The sequence below is a fragment of the Bauldia sp. genome, assembly GCF_965232525.1.
GTDB lineage: Bacteria > Pseudomonadota > Alphaproteobacteria > Rhizobiales > Kaistiaceae > Bauldia.
In genome coordinates, this window is record NZ_OZ246980.1 from 1,965,575 (window position 1) to 1,990,507 (window position 24,933).

At 62.8% G+C, this 24,933-nt stretch carries 16 protein-coding genes and 1 pseudogene; 4 read left to right on the forward strand and 13 right to left on the reverse strand.

Features of this window, described 5'->3' with window-relative positions:
- Positions 1-73: 73 nt before the first annotated feature.
- The 3 genes from ACO076_RS09395 to ACO076_RS09405 all read right to left on the reverse strand — a co-directional run bounded on the left by ACO076_RS09395 (position 74) and on the right by ACO076_RS09405 (position 5,606).
- Positions 74-1,867: an ABC transporter substrate-binding protein gene (locus ACO076_RS09395; protein ID WP_421726458.1), complete on the reverse strand. Its 1,794-nt coding sequence runs from the start codon at positions 1,865-1,867 to the stop codon at positions 74-76.
- 477 nt (positions 1,868-2,344) lie between these two features.
- Complete coding sequence (locus ACO076_RS09400) at positions 2,345-3,643, reverse strand: enolase C-terminal domain-like protein (protein WP_421726459.1); 1,299 nt, start codon at positions 3,641-3,643, stop codon at positions 2,345-2,347.
- Between the two features lie 109 nt (positions 3,644-3,752).
- Positions 3,753-5,606: a glucose/sorbosone family PQQ-dependent dehydrogenase gene (locus tag ACO076_RS09405; protein ID WP_421726460.1), complete on the reverse strand. Its 1,854-nt coding sequence runs from the start codon at positions 5,604-5,606 to the stop codon at positions 3,753-3,755.
- 343 nt (positions 5,607-5,949) lie between these two features.
- Between ACO076_RS09405 and ACO076_RS09410 the strand changes: the two genes are divergently transcribed.
- Both ACO076_RS09410 and ACO076_RS09415 read left to right on the forward strand, forming a co-directional pair.
- Positions 5,950-7,341 (forward strand): ABC transporter substrate-binding protein, encoded by a 1,392-nt coding sequence (locus ACO076_RS09410; RefSeq protein WP_421726461.1) that lies wholly within the window; start codon positions 5,950-5,952, stop codon positions 7,339-7,341.
- Positions 7,342-7,536: 195 nt separating this feature from the next.
- Complete coding sequence (locus ACO076_RS09415) at positions 7,537-9,504, forward strand: ABC transporter permease subunit (RefSeq protein ID WP_421726462.1); 1,968 nt, start codon at positions 7,537-7,539, stop codon at positions 9,502-9,504.
- Positions 9,505-9,542: 38 nt separating this feature from the next.
- Here ACO076_RS09415 and ACO076_RS09420 read toward each other — a convergent pair whose 3' ends face one another.
- The 8 genes from ACO076_RS09420 to ACO076_RS09455 all read right to left on the reverse strand — a co-directional run bounded on the left by ACO076_RS09420 (position 9,543) and on the right by ACO076_RS09455 (position 19,904).
- On the reverse strand, positions 9,543-10,772 hold the full coding sequence (locus tag ACO076_RS09420; protein ID WP_421726463.1) for an enolase C-terminal domain-like protein: 1,230 nt from the start codon (positions 10,770-10,772) through the stop codon (positions 9,543-9,545).
- Between the two features lie 129 nt (positions 10,773-10,901).
- A complete protein-coding gene (locus tag ACO076_RS09425; RefSeq protein ID WP_421726706.1) occupies positions 10,902-11,645 on the reverse strand; it encodes a ribonuclease activity regulator RraA in 744 nt (247 codons plus the stop codon).
- Positions 11,646-12,145: 500 nt separating this feature from the next.
- On the reverse strand, positions 12,146-13,036 hold the full coding sequence (locus ACO076_RS09430) for a LysR family transcriptional regulator (protein ID WP_421726464.1): 891 nt from the start codon (positions 13,034-13,036) through the stop codon (positions 12,146-12,148).
- An 18-nt stretch (positions 13,037-13,054) separates the two neighbouring features.
- Entirely contained in the window at positions 13,055-14,020 is a 966-nt protein-coding gene (trxB, locus tag ACO076_RS09435; RefSeq protein ID WP_421726465.1) for a thioredoxin-disulfide reductase, read from the reverse strand.
- 162 nt (positions 14,021-14,182) lie between these two features.
- Positions 14,183-14,782, reverse strand: coding sequence for a GNAT family N-acetyltransferase (locus ACO076_RS09440; RefSeq protein WP_421726466.1), 600 nt, complete (start codon positions 14,780-14,782; stop codon positions 14,183-14,185).
- 384 nt (positions 14,783-15,166) lie between these two features.
- On the reverse strand, positions 15,167-15,643 hold the full coding sequence (gene greA, locus ACO076_RS09445) for a transcription elongation factor GreA (RefSeq protein WP_421726467.1): 477 nt from the start codon (positions 15,641-15,643) through the stop codon (positions 15,167-15,169).
- Between the two features lie 107 nt (positions 15,644-15,750).
- Complete coding sequence (carB, locus tag ACO076_RS09450) at positions 15,751-19,002, reverse strand: carbamoyl-phosphate synthase large subunit (RefSeq protein ID WP_421726468.1); 3,252 nt, start codon at positions 19,000-19,002, stop codon at positions 15,751-15,753.
- Between the two features lie 404 nt (positions 19,003-19,406).
- Entirely contained in the window at positions 19,407-19,904 is a 498-nt protein-coding gene (locus ACO076_RS09455; protein ID WP_421726469.1) for a hypothetical protein, read from the reverse strand.
- A gap of 570 nt (positions 19,905-20,474) precedes the next feature.
- On the opposite strand from ACO076_RS09455, the gene ACO076_RS09460 reads away from it, so the two are divergent.
- Positions 20,475-20,852 (forward strand): hypothetical protein, encoded by a 378-nt coding sequence (locus ACO076_RS09460; RefSeq protein WP_421726470.1) that lies wholly within the window; start codon positions 20,475-20,477, stop codon positions 20,850-20,852.
- Here ACO076_RS09460 and carA read toward each other — a convergent pair.
- Positions 20,849-22,021 (reverse strand): glutamine-hydrolyzing carbamoyl-phosphate synthase small subunit, encoded by a 1,173-nt coding sequence (gene carA, locus ACO076_RS09465; protein WP_421726707.1) that lies wholly within the window; start codon positions 22,019-22,021, stop codon positions 20,849-20,851. The genes ACO076_RS09460 and carA overlap by 4 nt on opposite strands.
- 225 nt (positions 22,022-22,246) lie before the next feature.
- On the opposite strand from carA, the gene ACO076_RS09470 reads away from it, so the two are divergent.
- Positions 22,247-22,696, forward strand: a complete 450-nt coding sequence (locus ACO076_RS09470; RefSeq protein WP_421726708.1) for a GatB/YqeY domain-containing protein — start codon at positions 22,247-22,249, stop codon at positions 22,694-22,696.
- Positions 22,697-23,662: 966 nt separating this feature from the next.
- On the opposite strand, the pseudogene ACO076_RS09475 reads toward ACO076_RS09470, so the two are convergent.
- Positions 23,663-24,897: pseudogene (locus ACO076_RS09475) on the reverse strand (NAD(P)/FAD-dependent oxidoreductase).
- Positions 24,898-24,933 lie beyond the last annotated feature (36 nt).

The window sequence follows — 24,933 nt, forward strand, 5'->3', positions numbered from 1 at the left end:
TTGTTCCAAGACTCCGGTGCGCACATGGGTCGGGCGCGCGCCTTCGCGCGCGCCCGTTGTTGTCACGGGTCGGCTAGTTGCCGCCCGTCGATTCAAGATTGGCGATCATCGGCATGCCGGTAAACGCCCAGAAGGCACCGTTCATGCCGAGGCCGAGGTTCTCGTCGGTCGGCCAGTTGGTCCAGTAGGTCTGGTTGTAGGCGATCCGGTGGAGCCACTGGATGATCGGAATGTCGATCTGATCGCGCCAGTAGATTTCGAGGGCCTGTACGGCCAGCTCGTGGAACCCTTCATCTTCCGCGGATAGCGGCGCCATTTGATCCAGAATGGCGTCAAACTCGGGGTTGTCGTACCGCGAGAAGCGACCAACGCCGGAACTTGCACCGACCGGGGCACTGAAGCGGCTGTGATAGAGCTCCAGCGTCGTGTAGGGGTCCTTCAGGCTGGCACCGTGGCCGAACATGTAGAACCCGGGTGCGCCGTCGGACATCTGCTGGAGCGCGTCGGCACCGAAGTTGATCGACGCCTCGAAGCCGCCGTTCCGCAGCATCTCGACCAGGATCGGCACGATGTCGCTGTGGATGCCTTCAAACCCGGCGATCGACGCGTTGATGGTTTCACCATCCCTCTCCCACAGATCATCGCCGTTCAGGGTGAAGCCGGCTTCCTCCATCAGGCGGGCGCTCTCGTCCGGATCATACCGGCCCGGATCGAGCTCTTCGATCAGCGCCTGGACGTCGTCCGACTCGACGAAGTTGACGATGCCCGGATAGAGCGGGAAGGGGAAGATCGTCGCGATCTCGGCGCCTTCGTAGAGGAGCTCGTTGATCAGTTCGCGATTGATCAGCAGGCTCGCGGCACGCCGCACCCGCGGGTCGTCAAAAGGCTCGAGCTTGGTGTTCATCCAAAGCGAGTTGGGCCACCAGTCGAGATAGCCATAAGGCGACGAGTCGCCGGTGTGGGTGGTGATGACCGGATTCTGCGCCAGGATGTTGCCGATGACGGAACTGCGCATGTCGAGCGCGGAGTCCATCTCGTTGTTGACCAGCCGCTGGGCGACGACGTCCATGCTCTGGCCGACGGTCCCGCCGAGGTTAACGATGACGATGCGCTTGACGTCGGGCAGCTTGTTCAGGCCCGATTCCGCGGCCCACCAATCGTCACGCAGATCCATGATCCGCTGGTTGGCGTTCCAGGCGACGGTCTTGTACGGCCCCGAATGCGGAATCTCCGTGCCGCCGGCATACTGGGTCGCATCCTCGATCCCGTCGAAGCCATGCTTCGGCAGGATGCTGATCCCGGTGTCGAACTTCTGGGTCAACACCTGGAACTTGAACCGCGGCGCCGGAATCTTGAACGTGACGTCAACGGTATGATCGTCGACCGCTTCGTAGCTCTCGACGAACTGATTGAAGTTCTCATGATGTTTCAGGACGTTGTACTGCATCTGACCGTCGAACGTGAAAACAACGTCCTCGGCCGTTACCGGCTCGCCGTCGCTCCACTTGGCGTCCGGATTAAGCTCGATCCGCAGCGCCGTGAAGTCGTCGTTGGTGTATTCCATGCTGTTGGCCAGCCACGGAATCTCCTGGTCGCTGAAGATGCCGAAATACATCAGCGGCTCCCAGGAGAAGCCGTTGCCGTTCTGGTGGGTGTAGGCGGGCAACGACCAGGGATTGGTGACGCCCAGCGCGGTCTGCAGGATGCTCCAGCCCAGGATCAGCGTGTCTTCACGCGGAACCTCGGCAAGCGGCTGATCGGGAACGATCTCGCCCGATTCAGCCTGGGCATGTACGGTCGATGGCGTGAACGCCATCGCCACAGCCATGCCCATAGCGGCCGCGAGGCCAGCTTTCAGTCGTATCATTTGGATGAGTCCTCCCTTTCGGTTTCAGAGTCTGAGTAGGCGATACTCTTGCAATCTTGGCGTGCTACGGAACACCACGGGGGCTCGCCGTCGATTGCGGTGAATGTGTCGGGACGAATTGCGTGGAGTCAAACGAGCCGCTGCGGCGGGTGCCTGGGTCAACTGTAACGTTGCAGTCCGATCCCAGCCCTCGAAGGCGTGGGCCGGACCTGCGGTTTCTGTGTCGCCCGCCGACGCATCACTCGTCACGCGTTTTTACTCATCCTGCCCCGCGCAGGTGAAAATCACCTGCCGCACCAAGTTCGACGTTCCCCGGAACCGGTTCGTGCTCCTCAAAGGAGCGACCCAGCCTCTGATATGTCACGACCGTAGACTGCCACGGCCAGAGGTGTCAATTCGACGACATTTGAAACGCGTGTGTCTCGGGTGAACGAGCCCCCGCTTCCCGATTGGCTCGCGGGTGCAGCGCGGCGAAGCCTATGGTTTCACCATGCTGCCGTCGGCGCGGCGCACCGTATCCCAGGCGCCGCCGAAGGCGCGTTCCTTGAACGGAAACTTGGCCGCCAGCGCTTCGTCAACGTCGATGCCGAGGCCCGGCCGGCCGTTCGGCCACATCATGCCGTCCCGCAGTTCCGGGCAACCGGGGAAGACGTCCTTGGTCCGCTCGCCGAACAACGCGGCTTCCTGGATGCCGAAATTGTAGTTGTTGATGTCGAGGGCCAGGTTCGCCGCGTGGCCGACAGGCGACGTATCGCCCGGCCCATGCCAGGCGGTGCGCACACTGAACAGTTCGCCCATTGCCGCGAATTTCTTCGCCGGTGTGATGCCGCCGATCTGGGACATGTGCATGCGGAGGAAGTCGATCAGCCGATCCTTGATCATCGGGATGATCTCGTGCGGTGAATTGTAAAGCTCGCCCATCGCGATCGGCGTGGCGCACTGCTCCCGCACCATCCGGAAATAGTCATTGTCCTCGGGCGAGAACAAATCCTCGAGGAAGAAGAGCTGGTACTTCTCCACCTCCTTGGCGAACCAGACGCCGAGGATCGGCGGCAGCCGCTCGTGGACGTCGTGGAGGATTTCGACGCCGTAGCCGAACCGGTCGCGGATGTACTCGAACAGGCCGATCGCCGAGCGCATGTAGGGCTTCGGCTCGAACACGCCGCCCGGATGGGCATGGAGCCTGCCGTCGTCGTAATCGCGCAGCCATGAGGTCACGGCGATCGGCCCCTGCGAGACGTCCCGGTTGGCGGCGGTGCCGGTTCCGGCCGTGGCGCCCTTGTTGCCGTAGGTCGCGTATCCTGGCGTGCTCATCTGGACCCGGATGTGATGGTGGCCCTTTTCCATGAAGGCCTGCATCTTGTCGCCGACCTCCTCGTGGGTCTCGCCGGAGGTATGCACGTAAACCGGCGCCGCCTCCCGCGCCTTACCGCCGAGCAGATCATAGACCGGCATGTTTGCCATCTTGCCCTTGATGTCCCACAGCGCCTGGTCGACGCCGGACAGCGCATTGTTGAGAACCGGCCCGTTCCGCCAATAGGACGAGACGTAACTCGACTGCCAGATGTCCTCGACATCGGCGACGTCACGGCCGATCAGGAAGGGACGGAGATAGTCGTCGACCGCCGCGGCGACAGTGCTCGGCCGCTGGGTGAAGGTGGCGCATCCGACGCCGTGGAGCCCCGGCTCCGAGGTCTCGACCTTGACGATGACGAGCCTGATGTTGTCGGGCTCGGTGAGGATGACGCGAATGTCCCGAATGGTTGGATTGGCCATCTGCGGCGGTTCTCCCTTGGAATGCGATATACGGCGCGCGGGTGGGTCGAGGTCGGCGGCGGCCCCCACGCCTTGGGCCGCGCCGGAAAAGATCGGGCCGTCGGCTACGCTAGTCGCCGATGGTCGCGCTGTTCAGATGGGCGGCATCGGCGAGCAGTTCGACGGAGCCGGCTGCCCGGCCGTTGGTGAGAAGGACGTAAGCAACGATGTCCACGTAGGCCTGGTCGGTGAGATCGGCCGGCCGGGATGGCGGCATGGTGTCGTGGGAGTGATCGTAGAGCGCGGCGATCGATCGGCCGGCCCAGTGCTTGGCGAAATAGTCGCCGGCGAGTGGCGTGCCGTAGGGCGTGCCGGCCAGGGTCGGTCCGTGGCAGGTGATGCAATGGGCGGCATAGGCGCGCCGGCCGCGCTCGGCCTGGGCCTCGGTGAAGACACCGCCTTCGATCGCCGCGCGACGGACATCGGCGCCGTCGTCGATGATGAGATCGGTCCTGTCGCCGCCGCCCGCCGGTTCCGGGTCGCTGTCGCCGGTATAGGTGAAAGCCAGGATCGCGCCCGGATTCTCCATCTCGAAGGCGACCCCGCCATCGAGCGCCTGGGCGATGCCGCCGGAGTCGGTCGCGACGAAGATGGTGCGGTGATCGGGTGCGATCGCGATATCGCGGAATCGGTTTTCGGACTGGAAGTACCGTTCGATGGGTCCGGACTGGGTATGCCCGTCGTTCGTTAGCGGGATGCGGTAAAGCGACCCGTGTTTCAGCGTGGGGACCAGCAGCGACGGGCTCCAGCCCGGGACGCCACCGCCGCCGGATTGGTAGACGTGGATACTCGACGGCGCCACCGTCGGCCAGCAGATGAAGTGGATGCCGTCGCACGCCGGATCGGTGAAGGACCAGTCGCTGGGGACCGTGAATAGGGTCGCCAGCGGGTCCTCGGCTTCGCCCGGCCAGGCGTTCTCGTCGGTGACTGGTACGCTCGGCTCGATGTCGATATCGCTGAAGCGGAGGTCCTCGCACGGCGTTGTCGCATCCGCCCAGCGCGCATACTGATACGCCATGTCGTCACGAAAACCGGAGATGTGCGGCCAGCCGTAGTTCTCGCCAGGATCGAGGACGTTGACCTCGTCGTCCGACTTCGGGCCGTGCTCAGACCCGTACAGCATTCCGTCGGGCGCGAAGGCGAGGCCCTGCATGTTGCGGTGGCCGTAGGTGTAGACATGGCTGCGCACGCCGTCGATGTCGGGATTGTCGGCGGGGATGGAACCGTCGAGATTCATCCGCAGCGACTTTCCCTGATAGGCGATGTAGTCGCCGGCATCGATCTCCGCGGCGGTCGGCAGGCGCTGCGATTCGATCGGCAGGCACCAGTTGCCGAGCTGGTTCTTCCCGCCATCGCCGATCGCCATGTAGAGCTTGCCGTCCGGGCCGATCTTCAGGCGGCCCGAGTTGTGGTCGTTGCTCGCCGGCAGGCCGGCGATGATCTCCACCGGTTCGCCAAGCGTGCCGGTGTCGGGGTCGAACATCAGGCGCACGATCTTCATGTAGAGATAGCGATAAGGGTTGGCCTCGTCGGGAACGGTCTCGTCCGGGCCGCGCGCCGGATCGGGGTAGGTGTACGACGTGTAGACATAGTCGTTGCCGGTGCCTTGGAGCAGCTCGGGATGAAGGGCGAGGCCGAGCAACCCGTCCTGGCCGCCGGGAGCCGACGCCTCGTCGATCTCTATTGCCTTGGTCACCTCTCCATCGGCGGGGTCGACACGGACGATTCGGCCGGCGGTCCGTTCGGTCACCCAGAGATGTCCGTCCGGCCCCCAGGTGACCTCCCACGGACTCTCCAAGCCGGTGGCGACCACCCGCATCTCGAACGGCACGGTCCCGGTCACCACCGAGTCCGGCGCGTTTTGCGCCAAGGTTGGAGCATGGGCGCCGAGGATGGCGAAGGCGACAATAATCGTGCGCTGCAAAACAGGATCTCAAGCGGTGTCGGTGGCGGGCTTTGGCAAGGGTGCCTTGGTTACGATAGCGTGCGCGCCGACGAAGCGGCAACACGTTGGGTCGTTTGTTCTGATCGGACGTCGGTTACGGGCGATGCAATTTTTGCGGACGGCCGAACGCCGGTGCCGATCCGCTCGAAAATTGACGCTGACCAAATTCGGCGTACAGTTAATGCATGCATCGGGGCGTCAAGGGAGGTGCAGACGGAAGACATCATCGGCTCATAATGCGGATTTCAGAATTCGAACTCTGCGACGGTCTGTTCGACCGTCGCCCGACAAAACAAACGCCCATCAGGAGGAACGACCAACCATGAGCTCGAAGAAAATCAGTCGTCGGGACGTACTGCGCGGCACCGCCGCGACCGGTGCCGGACTGCTCGCGACCGGTGGGATCCCGGCCTTCGCACAAGACGCCGACTTGCCGGAAGGCGCGGCCGGCAAACTCACGGTGATTCACCGCACCGAGTATTTCGAACAGGCTCAGACCCGTTTCCGTGACACGGTGATCGAATTCGCGGAAGCCAACGGGGCCCAACTCGACATCTCGACCACCAATCCGGAGTCCTTCGGCGACTTCCTTGGCAAGATGTCGGCCGCGGTCCGCGCCGGGAACCCGCCGGACATCGCCTACACATCCAACGTTAGCATCGCGCAGATGACGCTCCTCGATCTGCTCGAGGACGTGACGGACGTGGTCGACGAGGCGGTCAGCCGCTACGGCAACATCATGCCGGGCATCGTCGCGCCCGAGAACGGTCAGTTCGACGGCAAGTGGCGGGGCGTTCCGTTCCTGGCTTCCACCACCGGATACTTCATCCGTGGCGACAAGCTGAGGGAAAAGGGTATCGATCCTCAAAGCCTTACGACCTACGAGGATCGCCGCACCGCCGCTCTCGCCATTTCCGATCCGGACAACGAGTTCTGGGGATGGGGCGCCACCCCGAACCAGAGCGGTGATGGCTATGGCTTCCTGAACAGCGTGATCTTGGCGTTCGGTGGGCACTACACCGACGAGAGCGGCCTGATCGTCCAGTTCGATTCGCCGGAGACTCTGGCAGCGGTCGAATGGCTGGCGGAGACCTACGATCGGAATGGCAGGTTCGCACCGATGCTACCGCCGGGTATCGAAAGCTGGGGCGACATCAGCAACAACGAAGCCTATCTCGCCGGCAACATCGGCTACACGCACAACGCCTTCAGCGTCTACGCCCAGGCCAAGCGCGACAACAATCCGATCTTCAAGGATATCGTGCTTCTCAGAGCGCCGACGGCGAACAACGGCGACAGCCGCGACGGCGGCAACACCGGCGGCTGGCTCACCATCTTTAAGGGCGCGCCGAACGTCGACCTCGCCAAGGAGCTGGCACTGAGCCTGCTCGATCCGAAGAACTTCGTGCCGATGTCCGAGGTCGCCGGCGGCCTGTTCATGCCAGCTTATGAAAACCTCTGGACCGACGAGTTGATCGCGGCCGATCCGAACTTCGCGATCATCAAGGAACAGGTCAGTGTCACCGATCCGTTCATCGGTGCGTCTTGGCCGGCCAAGCCGAGTGCCGCGATCGACGCCATTCGCGCGCAGGGCGTCGTCGAGCAGATGATGGCAAACGTGATCTCGGGGCGGATGGACGCCGCCGGCGCGGTCACCGACGCCAATCAGAAGATCATCGAAATCTTCGAAGAAGGCGGCATCATGCAGCCGTAATCTCTCCCGTAAGGGCGGCGCAAGCCGCCCTTACGAACTCAAGATCACACCATGTTCGACACCCCGCTCCCGTCCGACGGAGACACTGTCGCGTCCGGTCGCGGGCCCTTTGCCGATAAGAACGATACGGCACTTCGGAACGAGACTTTCAGCCTTGCGCAGCGAGACGACAGACCAGGTGGGTGATCTCAAGCCATGACGATGGAAAAAACCGCCCCATTGAGTACGCCGCCGCTGCGGTCGACGCGGTATGTCGAAAGCAAGCGTCTCAAGAGCCTGTTCGGGCGGGACTGGAAGGTCGCGTTTCCATTCGTGCTGCCGATGGTGCTGATCATGGTCGGGCTCATTCTGTGGCCCTTCATCAACGCCATCTACCTCAGCACCACGTCCCTGAATTTTCTCACTGGCGAGACGGTCAATGTCGGCCTGAGGAACTATGAGCGGCTGCTGACCAACAGCGACTTCATCTTCTCGATGGAGAACACGATCCGGTTCACGCTGTGGTCGCTGACGATGAAAATCATCACGGGCATGACCATCGCCCTGATCCTCAACAGCCGCATTCCCTTCCGTGGCGTGCTGACGGGGATCGTTCTGCTGCCGTGGATCGTTCCGGAGATCGTCACCGCCCTGGCCTGGAAGAGCATCTACGATCCGATCTTCGGCGGCCTGAACCCGATCCTGGTCGGCGCCGGGATCATCGATCAACCGCTTGGCTGGCTGTCCGATGCCGATCTGGCGATGCCGAGCATCATCGCGGTCAATGTCTGGAAGGGGATTCCGTTTTATGTGCTTCTGCTGCTCGCTGGTCTGAAGGCGATCGATCGCGAGCAACTGGAGGCCGCCGAGGTCGACGGCGCCAACGTCGTCCAGCGGTTTCGGAACGTGACGCTGCCGGGCCTACGTTATGTGATCGTCGTCGTCCTGCTATTGTCGTTCATCTCCACCTTCAACCAGTTCGGCCTGATCTTCCTGATGACCGGCGGTGGACCGGGCGGCGCAACCCGGCTCTATTCGATCCTCGCCTACGAGAAAGCGATCGGATCGCTGCAATACGGCCCGGGCGCAGCGATCGCCTTCAGCGTTGCGCCGCTGATGGCGGTGCTGATCTGGCTACTCGCCAAATTCATGCGACACGACGATCGCCAATCCGCGACCGAAAAGGCGCCGGGCATCGGCGATCGGATTCTTAAGCTCTCGGGCCGCGCCATGGGCAAGGTTCTCGATCTGTTGTTCCTGCCCTTCGAGTTGATTGCGGATGGTTTCGAGAAGCTCGGTCGGCTCGTCAGCCGGTTGGTCACCGGTTCGGCCGACCGATCGCTCCTCAAGAGCCAGGGACGCGAGCGCATGAGCCTGACCATGCGGCTGCTGCTCATGGTTCCGATCATGATCTTCGTTCTGTTCCCGTTCTATTGGGTCACGGTGACTTCGTTTAAGACGACACCCCAGATCAGCGAGCGGTCGTCGATCTTCTGGCCCGAGCCGGCAACGCTTGGCCAGTACACGTCCCTGCTTCAGGATACGCCATTCCTGGTCTGGTTTGGGAACTCGGTCTTTGTTTCGACGGTCAGTACAATCATATCGGTCGTGCTGGCATCACTCGCCGCCTATGCGTTGTCGCGGCTCCGGTTCCGTGGCGCGGGGATGCTCACCAGCTTCCTGCTGATCACCTATCTGCTGCCCGGTACCCTGTTGTTCATTCCGCTCTATCAGACGCTGACCGATCTCGGCATCATCAACACCTACACCGCGCTGATCCTCACCTATCCGACCTTCCTGCTGCCTTTCGCAACATGGGTGATGATGGGCTATTTCCGGTCGATCCCGGTCGAGCTGGAAGAGGCGGCGATGATCGACGGCGCCAGCCGGCTCTACGCCTTCTGGCGGATCACCCTGCCGCTCGCCGCGCCGGCCTTGCTGGCGGTCGCGCTGTTCGCGTTCACCAATGCCTGGAACGAGTTCCTGTTCGCGTTCGTGTTCATCACCAGCGAGTCGCTGCGGACGCTGCCGATCGGCCTCCAGTCGATGGTGGTCGGCGACATCCTGCCCTGGGGGCAATTGATGGCGGCCTCGCTGCTGACCGCGATCCCGGTGGCGGTGCTCTACATCTACGCCCAGAAATTCCTGGCCGAGGGGCTGACGGTCGGTGGCGTGAAGGGCTGACGTGTAGGCGGCTGGCGAGCGCCCGAGATCGGCGCTCGCTAGAAACGGGGACGGGTCGCCTCGAAGCCCGGCCAGTGCTTGCGCATTTCGCCGGCGTCGTCGCGGACGGTGATGCCGCAGTCCAGATAGGTCTGGTGCAGCCGGGCGAGCTCGGCGCGATCCAACGTGACGCCGAGCCCCGGCCCGTCCGGTAGCCGCAGCGATCCATCTTCGAACGCGAGCTTGCCACCTTCGATCACTTCGTCGACCTGCCACGGATAGTGGGTATCGCAGTCATAGGTGAGGTTCGGTGTCGCCGCGGCGAGATGCGCCATCGCCACCAGGCTGATACCGAGATGCGAATTGGAGTGCATCGACAGGCCGATGTCCCACGCCTCGCAGATGCGCCCGAGTTCGCGGCAGGCCTGCAGGCCGCCCCAATAGTGATGATCGGAGAGGATCACCCGAACCGCCCCGGCCGAAAGACCGGGCGCCAGGTCGTCTTGATGAACGATGCACATATTGGTCGCGAGCGGAATATCGGTTGCCGCCTGCACCAGCGCCATTGCCGGAATGCCCAGCGTCGGGTCTTCGAGATACTCCAGCAGCCCGGTCAGCTCCGGCAGATGCTTCAGCGTCGTATGCACATGCCATCCCCCATTGGGATCGATCCGCAACGGCGCGTCCGGAAACGCGGCGCGCAGCGCGTGAAGCGCGGCGATTTCTTCCTCCGGCTCGAACACCCCGGCCTTGAGCTTGATCGCCTCGAAGCCATGGGCGTCGATCATGGTGCGCGCTTCTTCGACGATCTGTTCAGGGGTCAGCACCTCGCCCCAGGCGTCGCCCTTGCTCGCGCCATGGTGGCGGGCGAACTTGTAGAACAGATAGGCCGAGAACGGCACGGTCTCGCGCACCTGGCCGCCGAGGAGGTCGCATACCCGCCGGTCGGTTGCCTTGCCGAAGGCGTCCCAGCAGGCGACTTCGACCGCGCCGACCACACGGGGCGAGAGGCGCCGATCCCCGTCGGCGATCGCTTCGCCGCATCTGCGCCAGAGCCCGTTCAGATCGAGCACGTCGAGGCCGATCAGCTTCGGTGCCGCGGCGGCGAGGCCGTCAAGAACAGCCGTGGTGCCATAGGATTCGCCGAGCCCGACGATTCCACCCTCGATCTCCACTTCGATGATCGACCGGAGAGCGAACGGCTCGTGGCAGCCGGCGTTGTTGAGAAGCGGCGGGTCGGCGAAGGCGATCGGGGTGACGCGAATGTCCTCGATGCGGGTTTTCGGCACGGTCGGTCTCCGGATATCGAATGAAATGCGGCGCCCCGTGCGGCGAGGCGTCGGCGCAGGCGGCCAAGATCAAGCCGGCCGGAACGCGGGCGGGCGCCGGCCGGCGGGGCGACAGGGAGTGCCCGCGCGCTACTCCTCCTCGGACTGCTCCTTCAGCCAAGCCTCGTACTCGGGCCGGGCCTCGTCGGAGAGGGGGTAGTAACGGCGAAGCTCGCCCCCCTCGAGAAGCCGCTGGCGCGAGAAGCCCTCCCAACCGTGGTGCTCGGAGGCCTGGGCGATGACCTCCTCGGCGAGGGCGACAGGCACAACCACCGCGCCGTCGTCATCGGCGACGATGATGTCGCCCGGCATCACAAACGCGCCGCCGCAGGCGATCGGCTGATTGACGGCAAACGGCATGAGGTCGGTCTGGGTGTGGAAGTTCGGGGTCAGGCCGCGAACCCAGAGGCCGAGGTCAAGGCGCTTGGCGTTCGGGTAGTCGCGGATGCAGCCGTCGATGACCACGCCGATCCCGCCCTTGCCCTTGAAGTAGGTGAGCATCATGTCGCCGAAGATGCCACTCGTCATGTCGCCACGGGCGTCGACGACCACGATGTCGCCGGGCTGGGTGTGGTAGAGGGCGTGACGGTGGAGTTGCAGTTCGGGCTCGGCGTACTCGTCCTCGCTGTAGACATCCTCGCGCTTCGGCATGAACTGCAGCGTCAGCGCCGGCCCGGCGATGGCCCGGCCGGCCGTGCGCGCGAGGGGGCCGACGATGAACGGGTTGCGGACCCCCATATGCGCCAGCGTGCTGCTCGCCGTGGCCGCGCCGATGTCCTGCAGCGCCTCGACCCATTCGCGCGGTGGTCGGGTAATGTCCTCAGTCTCAACCACTCGTTTTCCGCCCGTTTCTGAAGATGTCATCATTGCTCGCTCCATTCCCTGGGACCGTCGAGCCCGAACCGGTCCGGCTCGCGGTCAGCGCCATTTTCTTTTTGGATCGGAAGGTCGCCAGGCGTGATGCCGCTAGGCGATTTCGCCCGGTTCGAGATGCTTGCCCCACCTATAGCACAGGAGGCGACGCGGTCGAGACGTCCACCGGGGCGGCAGGTGGATCCTGCACCCGTTCAGGGCCGGTTCGCGTTTGGGTTGGTTTCAAGAAAAGGCCGGGCCTGGTGGCCCGGCAGTTCTTTGCCGCATCAGCAACGCGAGCGACAAACCTTCCAGAGGGGAACAGACGATGCGACCACTCGCGCGTAGGGAGGAATTGACGAACGAATCACCGCATCGACGCTTCATTGTACAACTGCCGAAGGTTTGTGCAGGCGAATGTTGCCGTTGACGTAAATAAAGTGTCACACGGGGCAAAAATGCAACAATGCATGCGTAACCGGTCAAAATGACCAGTTTTGCGCCTTTGACAGCAGGAAATCTCGGAAGACGTGCACACGCGCCGAGCTCTTCAGTTCCGCCGGATACACGAAATAGGTCGAAAAACTCGGGACCTCGGAGTCCGGCAGGAGCCGTTCGAGGCGGGATTCGCCCTCGACCATATAGTCGGGCAGAACCGCGATCCCGATGCCGCGCATGATCGCGTTCTTGATCGACAGAAGATTGTTGATCCGCAGGATTGGCGTGCGCCGCTCGCCGGACTCGCGACCGGCGACCTCGAGCCAGTTGACGTCGCGCAAATAGTTGGGGACCGGCACGCCGAAGGTGACGATCCGGTGGTCATCCAGGTCCTGAAGCGATTCCGGCCGGCCGAAACGCTCCAGATATTCGGGCGCCGCGTAGAGGTGCATGTGCACCGTGAACAGCCGCCGCTGGATCAGGTCCGGCTGGGTCGGCTGACGTAGCCGGATGGCGATGTCGGCCTCGCGCATGTTGAGGTCGAGTTCGCCGTCGTCGAGGATCAGTTGCAGCTTGATGTCCGGATAGTGATCGATGAACTCGTGAATCCGGTCGGTGAGCCAGGTCGAGCCGAGGCCGACCGTGGTGTTCAGCCGGAGCGGGCCGGTCGGCTGTTCCGACCAATCGGTCAGGCGGGACTGCACCGCCTCGAGCTTCATGGTCACGTCGTTGGCGGCGCGGAACAGGTCCTCGCCCTGCTCGGTAAGGATCAGGCCGCGCGCGTGGCGGTGAAACAACGGGACGCCCAGGTCCTGTTCCAGCGCGCCGACCTGGCGACTGACCGCCGACTGGCTCATGTGCAGCGCCTCGCCGGCATGGGTGAACGACCCAGCCTGAGCGGCCGCGTGGAAGATCCGGAGCTTGTCCCAATCCATGGCATCGACCTCGGTTGGCTATTCGGCCGCCTCGGCTGCCTCCGTGTCCTCGGCCGTTTCGGACAGGAACTTCTCCGCTTCGAGGGCAGCCATGCAGCCGAGCCCGGCCGCGGTCACCGCCTGGCGGTAGATGTCATCGGTGATGTCGCCGGCGGCGAATACGCCGGGTACGTTCGTGGCTGTCGAATCTGGCGCGGTCCAGACATAGCCGCCGGGATTCGTCCGCAATGCGTCGCCCAGGAATGCTGCCGAGGGCGCATGACCGATGGCGACGAACACGCCGCCGACAGGCAACTCGCTGGTCGCGTCGGTCTTGACGTTGCGCAGCTTCAGGCCGGTCACCGACAGGGGCGGACCTTCATCGCCGACAACGTCGTCGACCACCGTGTCCCACATCACCGAGATCTTGTCGTTGGCGAACAGGCGGTTCTGCAGGATCTTCTCCGCGCGCAGTTCGTCGCGACGGTGGATGAGGGTGACCTTCGAGGCGAAGTGGGTGAGGAACAGCGCCTCCTCGACCGCGGTATTGCCGCCGCCGATCACCGCCACCTCGCGGTCCTTGTAAAAGAAGCCGTCGCAGGTGGCACAGGCGGAGACGCCAAAGCCCTTGAATTTCTCTTCGCCGGGCAGGCCGATCCACTTCGCCTGCGCGCCGGTGGCGATGATTAGGGCGTCGGTAGTGTAGGTCTCGCCGGAATCGCCGTTGAGACGGAAAGGTCGGCGTGACAGGTCGACCGAACTGATGTGGTCCGGCACGATCTTGGTGCCGACGTTTTCGGCCTGCGCCCGCATCTGCTCCATCAGCCACGGACCCTGGATCGGGTCGGCGAAGCCGGGATAGTTCTCGACGTCGGTGGTGATGGTCAGTTGCCCGCCGGGCTGAACGCCGGCGATGAGCACCGGCTCGAGCATGGCGCGTGCGGCATAGACGGCGGCGGTATACCCGGCCGGGCCGGAGCCGACGATGATGACCTTGGCGTGCATGCCAGGATCTCCCTGAGATTAAGGCTTTTGGAGCGGCGACTGCCGCCGGCGACTCAGAAACGAGTGACCGGCGGAATTTAGGGACTCACGGCCACGGTCTGCAAGGAGTGCATAGCTCATTCCCCGTCACATTTCCCTCCCCTGGCCGTGTGCCGCGCCGTTTCACAATGCGTCGGCATGGGAAGCGGAGTCCGGCAATGAATCGTCGCCGATGTCGGTTACCGACAGCCGCTTGTGCATGACCTGGCCGCGAACGACGATGTCACCCGGGCAATGGGCGGCGTAGAGCCGCACGTTTTGGTAGCCGAGGGCCGCGTAAAACGGCACGCCCGAGAGCGTCGCGGTGAGTTCGATCTCGTCGTAACCCGCTGCGACGACTTCGGTTTCCGCCCTGCGTGCCAACAGAGTCGCCAATCCGCGCCGGGCGAACATCGGATGAACGAACATCGAGCGGATTTTTGGGACTCCGAGCGTCACCGGCGGCCGGTCGCCGCCAGAGACGACCGCGTAGTTCGGCATCTTTCGGCTCCACCCGCCGGATGCGACGATGGCATCGCCGTGAACGACCACATAGTAGGTGCCTTCGTGCAGCAGGAAATCGTCCATCGTCCCGATATGCGCCAGAAACGCGTCAATCTCGGCCTCCGTGTAACAATCGGCGGCCAGGACCCGAAGGGATTGTTCGTGCATCTGCCGGAGGGTGGTCGAATCGCTCAAACGAGCGGGGCGAATCGTGACGGATTTCAGGATCGGATCGGCCACGGCGTGGCTCCTTTCAATTCAAGTGTATCAGGCGCAAATGCCCTCTAGAGCTGTGAATCAGCGGGCGCGGCGCCTGTACGCAGAAGAATGCGAGATGTTGAAAAGCTCGACCCGATAACGGGCCGAAGCCGGCAAGGCGACTAGGTTTTGGTCAAGCGGTCCATCGGGTCATGGCCTTCTGAAAAATGTTAGAAGAACCACTTCGCCGCCGCGGGTCATCGACGCGAAATGTGAACGTTGTTTAGCGCGAGACGTAGGGGCGGGGTGTGACCGTGTTCACTGAATAATCCACACCATTTGAGTGTAGTCAGGGACCGGCTGGGCAGGATGTGTTGATCCGCGCCGGGACCGGCAGGCGTTGGAAACGCTCGGCGAATAAGCGGTCTAGCGGTAGCGGATGCTGACGATTTCGTAGGAGCGGGCGCCGCCCGGGGTCGTAACCTCGACCGTCTCGCCCTTGCCCTTGCCGATCAGCGCACGTGCGATCGGCGAGGAGATCGAAATCTTGCCAGACTTCACGTCGGCCTCGACGTCGCCGACAATCTGATATTTCTTTTTTTCTTCAGTATCTTCGTCAATCAGCGTGACGGTCGCGCCGAACTTGATCGTCTTCGAACCGGTCAGCTTCGACACGTCGATAATCTCGGCCCGCGACAGCTGGTCCTCAAGCTCGATGATGCGGCCTTCGTTGAGGCCATGCGCTTCCTTGGCGGCGTGATACTCGGCGTTCTCGGACAGGTCACCGTGGCTGCGCGCCTCGGCGATCAGTTCGATGATCCGTGGCCGTTCCTCGCCGGTCCGGCGTTTGAGCTCCGACTCCAGCGCCGCGTGTCCGGCGGCGGTCATCGGAATCTTTTCCATCACCTCAGAACCTCATGCTTTCCGGTCGCCCAATCGGTCAACTATACCATACCAGCGAAATTCTCTTAAAGAATTCCGCACCTTGGCCCGTTTCTTCGCGTTTCTGATCAAGCCGCGGTGAAATAGGACTGGAGCGGCCTGACTTCAAGACTGCCGTGTTTGTAGGCATCAATCCCCAGCGATGCCGCCCCGGCTCCCGCAATCGTCGTGTAATAGGGGACTTTTTGCAACAGCGCGGCGCGCCTGAGCGACCGGCTGTCGGAGAAGGCACGCGCGCCTTCGGTGGTGTTGAAGACGAGCTGGACCTCACCGTTCTTGATAGCATCAACGATGTGCGGGCGGCCTTCAAGCACCTTGTTGATCCGTGTGCACGGGATGCCCTCGGCCTCCAGAAATCGCTGGGTTCCGCCGGTCGCGATCAGCTTGAAGCCGAGCGAGTGCAGGCGCCTGGCGGTCTCGACGATTTTGGGCTTGTCGGCGTCCCGTACCGAGACGAAGACGGTTCCGTCGGTCGGCACCGCGCCGCCAGCGGCGAGTTGGCTCTTGGCGAACGCCACCGCATAGTCCCGGTCGAGGCCCATCGCCTCGCCAGTGGAGCGCATTTCCGGCCCGAGCAGCGTGTCGACGTTCTGGAAGCGGGCGAAGGGGAAGACCGCCTCCTTGACCCCGACATGGGCGATCCCGTTCGGCGTCAGGTCGAAGTCGGAGAGTGGACGGCCGGCCATGACCAGCGACGCGATCTTGGCGAACGGCACGCCCACGGTCTTGGCGACGAAGGGAACGGTCCGCGACGCCCGCGGATTGACTTCGAGCACATAGATATCGTCGCCCTTGATGGCGAACTGCACGTTCATCAGGCCGCGCACGTTGAGGGCCAGCGCCAGAGCCTTGGTTTGCCGCTCGAGTTCGGCAAGGACGTCCGCCCCGAGGGAATGGGGCGGCAGCGAACAGGCGGAGTCGCCGGAATGAATGCCGGCCTGCTCGATATGCTCCATGATGCCGCAGATGAAGACGTCGGAGCCGTCGGCGAGCGCATCGACGTCGACCTCGATCGCGTCGGACAGGTAGGAGTCGATGAGGACCGGCGAGGTCCCCGACACCACCACCGCCTCGGCCATGTAGCGGTCGAGCTGCGAGGCGTCGCGCACGATCTCCATTGCCCGGCCGCCGAGCACGTAGGACGGTCGAATCACCACCGGGAAGCCGATATCCTCGACGATATCGCGGGCTTCCTCGGCGGAGCGGGCGATGCCGTTGCGCGGTTGCCGGAGCCCCAGCTTGGCGATCAATTGCTGGAACCGATCACGGTCCTCGGCGAGGTCGATGGCGTCCGGCGCGGTTCCAAGGATCGGCACATCCGCGTCCTGCAACGCGTGGGCGAGGCTGAGGGGCGTCTGGCCGCCGAACTGGACGATGACCCCAACCAGGGTGCCCTTCGACTGTTCGACCCGAACCACCTCGAGCACATCCTCGGCGGTGAGCGGCTCGAAATAGAGTCGGTCGGAGGTGTCGTAGTCGGTCGAGACGGTTTCGGGATTGCAGTTGATCATGATGGTTTCGAAGCCGGCGTCGGCCAGCGCGAAACAGGCATGACAGCAGCAATAGTCGAACTCGATCCCCTGACCGATCCGGTTGGGGCCGCCGCCGAGGATGATGATCTTGTTCCGATCGGAGGGCTCCGCTTCGCTGACCGTCGCGCCGGCGAAGGGGACTTCGTAAGACGAGTAGAGATACGCGGTCGGCGAGGCGAACTCGGCTGCGCACGTGTCGATCCGCTTGTAGACCGGATGAACGTCGAGCCTGGTCCGTAGCGCCTTGACCTCCGCCTCACTGGTGTTGGCGAGTTCGGCGAGCCGCGCGTCGGAGAAGCCTTGCGCCTTCAGGCCGCGCAGCGAGCCGGCGGTGGGCGGCAGGCCGAAGGCGCGGACCTTGTCTTCCGACTGCACCACCGATTGCATCTGTCTCAGGAACCACGGATCGATGCCGGAGACCGCGTGGATCGCGTCGATGGAGGTGCCGAGCCGGATCGCCTGGGCGCAGGTCAGCAGCCGCCCCGGTTCCGGCCTCGCCAGCGCGGCGCGAATGGCGTTCTTGTCGTCGCCTTCGCCGAGACCGGGGATGGTCACTTCGTCGAGGCCCTTAAGTCCGGTCTCGAGCCCACGGAGCGCTTTTTGCAGGGACTCGGAGAACGTCCGGCCGATCGCCATCACCTCGCCGACCGACTTCATCGCAGTGGTCAACAGTGGCTCCGCGCCCGGAAACTTCTCAAAGGCGAAGCGCGGGATCTTGGTCACCACGTAATCGATAGTCGGTTCGAAAGAAGCCGGCGTGGCGCCGCCGGTGATGTCGTTTTCCAGCTCGTCGAGGGTGTAGCCGACCGCGAGTTTCGCCGCGACCTTGGCGATCGGGAAACCGGTCGCCTTGGAGGCAAGCGCGGACGACCGCGACACCCGCGGGTTCATCTCGATGACGATCAGTCGCCCGTCGGTCGGGTTGATCGCGAACTGGACGTTGGAGCCGCCGGTCTCCACTCCGATCTCGCGCAGCACCGCGATCGAGGCGTCGCGCATGATCTGGTATTCCTTGTCGGTCAGCGTCAGCGCCGGAGCGACGGTGATCGAATCGCCGGTATGGACCCCCATCGGGTCGACGTTCTCGATGGCGCAGACGATGATGCAGTTGTCGTGCTTGTCGCGCACGACCTCCATCTCGTACTCCTTCCAGCCGAGGACGGACTCGTCGATCAGCACTTCCGTCGTCGGCGACGCGTCGAGGCCGCGCTCGACAATTTCCAGGTACTCCTCGCGGTTGTAGGCAATGCCGCCACCGGTGCCGCCGAGGGTGAAGGACGGGCGGATGATCGCCGGCAGGCCGATCTTGTCGAGTGCCGCGAGCGCGTCGCCGAGGGAATGGGCAAGCTCGGACCGCGGCGTCTCCAGCCCGATCTTGTGCATCGCCTCGCGGAATTTCTCCCGGTCCTCCGCCTTGTCGATGGCGTCGGCACGGGCGCCGATCAGTTCGACCCCGTGCTTATCGAGCACGCCATCGCGGCGCAGCGACAACGCGCAGTTCAGCGCGGTCTGGCCGCCCATGGTCGGCAGCAGTGCGTCCGGCTTCTCCTTGGCGATGATCTTGGCGACGATTTCCGGGGTGATCGGCTCAATGTAGGTGGCATCGGCGATCTCCGGATCGGTCATGATCGTGGCCGGATTGGAGTTGACCAGGATGACTCGGTAGCCCTCCTGTTTCAGGGCTTTCACCGCCTGGGTGCCGGAATAGTCGAATTCGCAGGCCTGACCGATGACGATCGGCCCGGCGCCAATGATGAGGATGGATTGGATATCGGTGCGTTTGGGCATGAGCGCGGCGTAAAGACGCCCCGGCGGCGGGCCGACCGGGGCGTGACGGTTCAAGGGTTTGGACTGGACGCCGCTTATAGGGGAAATCGAAATGCCGGAAAAGAGAAACCGGATCGATTCCGCTTCCCAGAATCGCCGGTGTTGTTCACCCGATCAGGAGGATATCGTTGTTCAGGGTTGAAGATCTCTTTTTTATGTCCGACGAGATGAACATGATTGCCGCCGCCGAGATCGATCAGCAACCCGAAGCAGATTTGTCCCCGACTTTCGTAACCATCGTCGGGCCTCACGAATGAATAAGAAAACAAAAATTCTTCTGATCGATTTGATCAATAATAGCAATAAAATGCTGGATCGCGCGCGGAACGCGCGACCCAGCAGAGGCAGTAGGAATGGTAATATGATTAGGCGATCAAAATGATATCGTCTTCAAGGTCTTTGAGATTACCATTTTCTGCGTAATTCTCGAGATGAACTTGATAACCTTCTTTGCCTTTGCCAAATCCATCTTTATCAAGACTCAAATCAACGCGAAAATCGTCTCTGTTGTGGGAAACGTTGTCAATGACTTGCTTGACAGAGTTGTATCCGTACGACTTTGAGATATAGAGCTTATCCTTGCCCGGCTCGAAGTCCTTGATCCGGTCGTCGCCAAGCTTCCCGCCTTCGTAGTAAAACTTGTCCTTGCCGGCGCCACCGTACATATCGTCAGAGCCCTTGCCGGCGAAGAATTTATCCTTGCCGTCGCCGCCGAAAACGGTGTCATCGCCACCACCGTCGAAAATCTTATCGTTTCCTTTTTTGCCTTTGATTAGATCGTTGCCGCCCTTTCCTTTCAAGATGTCGTTTTTGTTCGTGCCTTTTAGCTTGTCGTCGCCATTCGTGCCAATACGCTTAGCCATGTCTCTCGCTCCTAATGGTTTGGTCGCCCACATTGCATGAGCGAATACAAGACGCAGCATCCCTATCGCGACGATTTATACTATCGGTCGCGTCCCAAAAAGCATCGATCAACTGATGCCGGTCTAGGCCGGGGGTGCTACGCCAGTTGGCCATTACTGTCTGTGACCGGCGTCACAGGGGATCGGAAACGGGAGAAAAAACCATTGCCGTCCAACGGCATGGCGAACAAATGCGCGTTCGGCTTCAAGCCGATTTGGGCGCTCCGACGGCGGGCGCAACACCCGAATCTGTCACGTGACCGTTCTCCGGTCACGCCTGACGGGGGCGCTTCGCCTCTATGTGTCCCCTGGATAGGTGACCCGGTTGCCGTTGTCTTTGACGCCCGTCACAGAAGCTTGTGTCGTTGGTCACTATGCAAGACGGTTGTTTCGCTGGCTGCACCCATGCTCCAAAGGGCGGCGGGCCGGGCGTTCGATTGGCTCCGTAAAATCGGTATCGCGGGGAGGTTCATGCGGATTGTACTGTCCATGGCGGCGGCCGCCACGACGTCAGTTCTGGCAGGACCAGCGATGGCAGACATCCCCGACTTGACCGGCAAGTGGGCCTGCGACCCGGCGCCGATGATCATTCGCGGCGAGCGGACGACGCTGACCTATACGTTCACCATCAGCGACTTGAAGGACGGCCTGTTCACCACCGAGATGTACTGGAGTTTGCCGCCATCGGGCGGCGCCCAAGGCAATCAGGAAGGCGTCTCTTCGTTCTCGGGCAAGGTGACGGTCTTCGGCGCCATCGGCTGGGATAATCGGTCGATCGAAATGGTCGCCTTCAAGGACCTCCACCGCCACGTCGGCACAATCGTCGATGCCGACACGATTCGCTTCATCCATAGCGAGATCGGTGACAATGCCTGGGTCAGTCGCTCCGTCTGCCGGCGCGCGCGCTAGCGGCGCGCGTCCATCAGATCGACGAAGCGCTGAAACAGGTAGCGGCTGTCGCGCGGGCCGGGCGAGGCTTCCGGGTGGTACTGCACGGAAAACACCGGCCGATCCTTGAGCCGGATGCCGCAATTCGAGCCGTCGAACAGCGAGATATGGGTCTCTTCGACGGTTTCCGGCAGCGTCTTGGTATCCACGGCGAAGCCATGGTTCATCGAAGTGATCTCGACCTTGCCGGTGGTCAGATCCTTGACCGGATGATTGGCGCCGTGATGGCCCTGATGCATCTTCACCGTCTCGGCGCCGAGTGCCAGCGACAGCATCTGGTGGCCAAGACAGATGCCGAAGACCGGGATGTCGGAATCGACCAGCGCCTGGATGGTCGGCACCGCGTAATCGCCGGTGGCGGCGGGATCGCCCGGTCCGTTGGACAGGAAGATGCCGTCCGGTTTGCGGTCGAGCACGTCCTCGGCGGTCGCGGTCGCCGGCAGCACGGTCACCCGACAGCCGTGGTCGGCGAGCAGCCGCAGGATGTTGCGCTTGATGCCATAGTCGATGGCGACCACGTGGTGACGCGGCTCGGTCATTTCGCCGTAGCCCTTGCCCCACTGCCACGACGTCTGGTCCCACGTGTAGGACTGCGCGGCGGTCACGTCCTTAGCGAGGTCCATGCCGACAAGCCCCGGCCAGGCCTGGGCCACGCCAGCCAGCCTGGCGCGGTCGAACGCGCCGTCGCGGTCGTGAACGATCACCGCATTGGGCATACCGTGTTCGCGGATGCGGGCGGTCAGCGCCCGGGTGTCGATCCCGGCAATGCCGACGATACCGCGCGCCTTCAGCCACTGATCCAGGTCGCGGGCAGCGCGGTAGTTCGACGGGTCGGTGATGTCGGCCTTCAGCACGCAGCCGCGCACCCCCGAAGCCGCCGCCATGTTGACGGTTTCGATGTCTTCCTCGTTGACGCCGACATTGCCGATATGGGGGAAGGTGAAAGTGATGATCTGGCCGGCATAGGAGGGGTCGGTGAGGATCTCCTGGTAGCCGGTCATCGCCGTGTTGAAGCAGACCTCGCCCGTCGCTTCGCCCTCGGCGCCGATCCCGGCGCCTTCGATCACGGTCCCGTCGGCAAGCAGCAAGAGGGCAGTCGGGCGCGAGTCATGCCAGCCGGTTTCGGCCATCTTGATTTCCACCTGGTTGGAACCATATGCATAGCCGACAACGTCGACGACGGCGGGCGACACGCGCAACACCGCGCGCGCAACTTAGGTAAGCGATGCCCCCGCGTCAACTGTGGACGAAATTTCAAAGTCCAATTGAATCAACGACTTACAGGCGCGATGAAAGTTGCGCCCGCGATAGAGCGAGGGTATCCTCTCGCGTCGCGTCTTCAGGAGGTTCTCATGCTGCGTGAGCGGATCGGTGCGGCCCTCAAACAGGCCACCCGTGATCAGGACAAACGGAAGACTTCGACTCTCCGGCTCATCAACGCCGCGATCACCGATCGCGACATTGCCGCGCGTGGCGCCGGCAAGGACCCGGTGAGCGACGAGGACGTGCTCGCGATTCTCGCCAAGATGATCCGCCAGCGGCTCGACTCCGCGCAGGCCTACGAGGAGGGCAACCGCCTCGACCTGGCCGAGCAGGAGCGCGAGGAAATCGCCATCATCAAAGAGTTCATGCCGCAGCAGCTCAACGACGAGCAGATGCGTTCGGTGTGCACCGAATTGGTCAAGGAGACCGGCGCCCATGGTCTCCGCGATATCGGCAAGTGCATGCAGACCCTGAAGTCGCGCTATCAGGGCCGCATGGACTTCGGCAAAGCGAGCACCGTGGTCAAGGGCCTGCTGTCCTGACCCTGTCCGGGCGCCGTGTTGTGCGGCGCCCGTAAACCGGCCAGCGGCGCCGCCGAGAAACGCCTGCAGGATTTCGGCAAACTCCCATCGGAGTGAGTGCAGCTGCCGTGCCGTTTGGGTTGTACCTCAGAGCTAACGCGTTTATAAGATGAGTAGTTGTCGCGTAGGCGGAACTGAGGTGTTGGCTTTGAAGTCTTTGTGCGTGGGGCTGTTGGCTGCTTTTTTTGTAGCTACGGCCACAGCAACTGAAATCAACGCGCGATCTGCGGGGTATGATCTGTATGCAGTTTGCGAAAAGCTCGAATGTACGCGTATGAAGATCTCGAGCAATTTAGTCGCTTCACATATATATTATATTAAAACTCAATGCGAGAGGCTTGACGGGCGACGGTTAGTTCCGACGAGTTTGAAGTGTAGTAGCCCAAAAGTCACTGTGAAATGCCCTGGTTCCTCGTACGTCGACGGCGATTATCGTACATGCCAGTGCAATAATCCGATTAATAATTATGATATCAATTTCTTCCTGACGATGGAGTGTCCCCGCTAACAACTGGCCGCAAGCGACTGCCCAACAGAGGAGCACGATCATGATATTCAAGTCTTCGAGTCTTGTGTTGGGGATCGTGTTGTTGAGTGTGGCGCCCTCCACGGCTGGCCATGACATATATGTGTCGTGTAGCTATACCGAGTGTAAAAGACTGAAAATTCCGAACCAAGTCGATGCTCGTATATACTATATAAGGTCTCAATGTGAGAACGAATATGGCGAGCCCGTCCCGAAAGCCCTGCATTGCAGCACCCCGATGATCGAAGTCGTATGCCCTGGTGATTCCTACGTGGAAGGCGACTATCGCGTGTGTCGATGCAATAATCCCACACTTTCGGGGCTGTTCAACTTTTTCGTGTCGTTGAGCTGTTCAAAGTGATCACCAAGCTCCATTGACGATCCTGTGACTTGGGCGTCGCTCACTTCCGCCCTTGTCCCACAACCAGTCCCTTGAGATCGGCGCTCTCGTCGGCGCAGGTTTCCGGCGACGGCGACAGGCCGGCGGCGAGCAGCCGTCGACCGACCATGTGGTCTGCAGCACGGTTCACGGAATCGATGGCGACAAGCCGCTCGTGGTCGAAATGGAAAACGGAGAACGCGCTATCCTGCGGGTTGCCGCGCACCACGCTGGACGTGGCGTTGTTGGAGAGCCCGACCATCTGCAGCTTGACGTCGCCCTGATCCGACCAGAACCACGGCACGTCGCGATAGGCCTCCGTTCGGCCGACGATGGTCTTGGCCGCCGTCTTGGCCTGGTCGACCGCGTTCTGGACCGACTCCAGCCGGACCCGGCGGCCGAGCTCCCAATGCTCGAAGGCGGCGCAATCGCCGATCGCCAGGACGTGGGTGGCGCTGGTGGCCATGGTGTCGTCGACCAGGATGCCGTCCTCGACGGCGAGCCCGGCATCGGCGGCGAGCTCAACGTTCGGCACGACGCCAACACCGAGGATGACCATGTCGGCGGCGATGCGGTCGCCGTTCGTCGTCTCCACGGCGACGACCCGGCCGGCCTCGCCAACGACGCGCCCGATCGGCGTCCGCAGCCGGACATCACTGCCCCAGCCGCGATGGAGCGAGAGGAAATGCTCGGAAATCTGTGGCGCTACCACCCGCCCCATCAGCCGGTCGGCGGCCTCGAGCACGGTCACGGTCTTGCCGAGGAGGCGGGCCGTCGCCGCGATCTCCAGCCCGATGAACCCGCCGCCGACCACCACCACGTCATGCGCCGCGCCGAGCCTCTGCCGGATTTGTCGGGCGTCCTCGGCCTCGCGGAGGGCGAAGACTCCGTCGAGGTCGGCGCCTTCGATCGGCGGTATCCGTGGCCGGGCACCGGTGGCGAGAACCACGTGGTCGAAGGGAGCGCGCGGCCGTCGCCGAGCGTCAGCGTGCGCGCGCTCAGGTCAAGCGCCGTGGCGTGAACGCCGAGCTCCAGCCGGATCGCATTCTTCTCATAGAACGACTCGGGCCGAAGCGGCAGGAGATCGTGATCCGGCTCCTTCAGGAACGCCTTGGAGAGCGGCGGCCGCTGATAGGGGATATCCGCCTCGGCGCTGACCAGGGTCACCGGCCCCTCGTAACCCTCTGATCGCAGGCTCGCCGCCGCCTGCGACCCGCCATGGCCGCCGCCGACCACGATCACCCCGTTTTCCGCCACGCGCTTTCTCCGACACTCGATAGGCTGGCGGGTTTG